At 67.9% G+C, this 2,845-nt stretch carries 3 protein-coding genes; 2 read left to right on the top strand and 1 reads right to left on the bottom strand.

The genetic code is table 11. The features are described 5' to 3' along the window. Nucleotides 1–577: 577 nt before the first annotated feature. Together WFH32_RS19195 and WFH32_RS19190 are read left to right on the top strand one after the other, a co-directional pair. Nucleotides 578–1,396, top strand: a complete 819-nt coding sequence (locus WFH32_RS19195) for a TrmH family RNA methyltransferase (protein ID WP_336708882.1) — start codon at nucleotides 578–580, stop codon at nucleotides 1,394–1,396. Nucleotides 1,397–1,470: 74 nt separating this feature from the next. After that, nucleotides 1,471–1,980, top strand: coding sequence for an HAD domain-containing protein (locus tag WFH32_RS19190; protein ID WP_336708880.1), 510 nt, complete (start codon nucleotides 1,471–1,473; stop codon nucleotides 1,978–1,980). Between the two features lie 58 nt (nucleotides 1,981–2,038). On the opposite strand, the gene WFH32_RS19185 is transcribed toward WFH32_RS19190, so the two are convergent. Next, entirely contained in the window at nucleotides 2,039–2,383 is a 345-nt protein-coding gene (locus tag WFH32_RS19185; protein WP_336708879.1) for a putative quinol monooxygenase, read from the bottom strand. Nucleotides 2,384–2,845: the final 462 nt, after the last annotated feature.

Here is a 2,845-nt window from a genome sequence, read left to right as displayed (position 1 = left end):
TGGTACTGCCCTGGAGACGGGGTGGGAGAGTAGGTCGCCGCCGGACAACCATTCACCAAAGGCCCACCCCAACAGGGGTGGGCCTTTGGCATACCCGGACCCCATCACCCCACCGCGACGCCCACGACCGGAATCCCCGGTACCTCAGCCCCGGACGCCATCAGGTGTCGCGGGGCTCGTCTGATTTCCGGCTCTCGCCTCGTGCGCTGTCACCGTCATGGTGGAACGCTGTCGGCGGCATGTCCTTCGGGGGGCGTCGTGGACGGGCACGTGTGCGGAGTCGTCGGGCGTGAGGGGACCCACCGTCGTGGCGTGACGGGTGAGGTGCGCTCGCGCTGGCTGGTGGGCCTCGCCGTCGGGCCGTGCTGATGTCACGACTGGCTGTTGTGTGCTGGCACGACGCACGCCCGGTCCAGTCCGTTCCGGCGGCGCGGGATGTTCCCGGACTGCTGCTGCCCCGAGAGCTCATGCCGTTGCAGGCCCCGCAGGCAAGGTGCTCGCCGTGCGCCGTGCGACGAGCCGGTAGCCTTCGAGTCAGGCGGCGGACCCAGATGCTGCCAGGTCTCCGGAGGAACACGTGGTCACCCGCATCAGCGCCCGCAATGCTCGATTCCAGGTGCTGCAGACGCTCCTGTCCAACCGCTCCAAGCGTCACCGTGCAGGAGAGTTCATCGTGCAGGGTGTCCGGCCGGTCAACCTGGCGATCGAGCACGGGTGGGAGCTCCGTTCGCTGCTGTACGACGCCGACCGGTCCCTCTCGCCCTGGGCACGGGACCTGCTCGCGTCGCAGCCGAACGCCGAGAAGATCGCGATGTCGGCCGACCTGCTGGCCGAGCTCAGCGAGAAGACCGAGGGCGGGGCTGAGCTGCTGGCCGTCGTCGGCATGGCTCCCGACGACCTCACGCGGATTCCGGTGCCTCAGGACTTCCTGGGCCTGGTGTTCGACCGCCCCACGCAGCCTGGCAACATCGGGTCGATCATCCGCTCAGCGGACGCCCTCGGCGCGCACGGCATGATCACCACCGGGCACGCCGCAGACGCGTACGACCCGAAGTCCGTCCGTGCCTCGACGGGTTCCTTCTTCGCCGTGCCGACGGTGCGGGCCGCGTCCCCCCACGACGTCATGGAGTGGGTCGAGGACCAGCGTTCGGCCGGCGTGCCGATCGTGGTAGCGGCGACGGACGAGGACGGCGACGCCGAGATCTCGGCGTTCGACCTGACTCAGCCTGTGCTGCTCCTCGTCGGCAACGAGACCGCGGGGCTGTCCCGCGCATGGCGTGACGCTGCGGACGTCACGCTCAGCATCCCGATGGCCGGCTCGGCCAGCTCGCTCAACGCGGCGAACGCCGCCTCGATCGTGCTCTACGAGGCACGCCGCCAACGTTCGGCGAGATAGCAGTCACCACCTGCGCGGGGGCCGTGTCCGTCTCGGGACGGCGTCCGACACACCGGTTCCTCGACGGTGCGCAGGTGACCGCCGCATCGCGTCCGATCCGGTTCCTCGACGTCGACGGGACGCTGCTCCCGTTCGGCGGCCCGGAGATGCCACGTGTTCCGGGGCCTCCTGAGTCCTGGACGGCGGCGTCGAATCCTCACCTTGCGCGTGTCGATCGTGCACTCTGCCCGCTGTTGTCCGGTCTGGGGTGCGAGCTGATGTGGGCGACCGTGTGGATGCACGGTGCCAACGAGGTGATCGCGCCGTTGCTCGATCTGCCGCACCTACGGGTGGCTGACCTTCCTGCCTACGACGGTGACCACGGGGTGGACGACCTGCAGTGGAAGACGAAGGTGCTGGTTCGCGTCGCGAACGGGCGCCCGTTCGTCTGGGTCGACGACGTCCTCGGGGATGCCGATCAGAGGTGGATCGAGAGCGTGCACCTTGCCGGGGCGCTGTTGCACAGGGTCGACCCGACGGTGGGGATGACCGTCACGGACGTCGACAGGATCGTCACCTGGTTGCGGGGGTCCGTCGCCCGTTGACGAGGGGCGAGCGTCGTAGACCAGTGCGCCCCGCGTTGCCCGTCTGAGCGGACGCGTCCTAGAGAACACGTCGGTAGAGCTCGGCGGGCGCGGCCGTCTCGAGCTGCTCGAGCTCCGCGACGAGCCGCACGAAGTGTTCCGTCCGGGTGTGTGCGTCGAGATGGTCCTGCGACTCCCACTCCTCGACGAGGACGAAGCGGGTCGAGTCGCCCACGCGCTGGAGGAGCTCGTACGACAGGCAGCCGGCCTCCCGCCTGGTCGCGTCGACCAGCTCGCGATAGACCTCGAGCGCACGAGCCTGGTGCCGTTCGTCGACCGTGCAGGGAACGAGCACACGCAAGGGAACACCATCACCCGGGCGGTGGGCGAGGGACGGACGAACGGTGTCGCTGGAGAGGCTCATGACCCGACGGTACCGGGGCGGCCGGGGAGGTCCGCCGGTTGCGCCGGGCCGTAGAAGTACCTCTGAAGACCTGCCGTAGCGCGGTGACCGGGGTCACGGGGCACGGGTTTGACCGTTGGGCCCCGACCACCGTAATGTTCTCTGAGTCAGCCCGGCAGGGAGGAACAGACACCACTGCGAAGCTCCTCGGAGCCGCCGCGAAGTGGCTGGATCCCCCGGGTGAACCACACTTTCTGAAGACTCCTGGGGATTCTTGTTTCCTTGAGGAGTAGGGAATGTGGTCGGCTTGTGCGGCTCACTTCACGAGAAATCGCGAGGTAGGAAAGCCCCGGAAAGTCTGATAAGATTAACAAGTTGCCCCGAGTGAAGGCCCCTGGTGGGTTGGAGTCGGTGCGTGTCGGTTGCTTGAGAACTCAACAGTGTGCTTGATAGTTAATGCCAATTGTCCTGCGTGGGCGTGTG

This window comes from Oerskovia sp. USHLN155, assembly GCF_037145535.1.
GTDB classification, from domain to species: Bacteria; Actinomycetota; Actinomycetes; order Actinomycetales; family Cellulomonadaceae; genus Oerskovia; species Oerskovia rustica.
The sequence above is the reverse complement of the archived record's forward strand: the minus strand, read 5'-3'. Positions and strand labels throughout refer to the sequence as shown.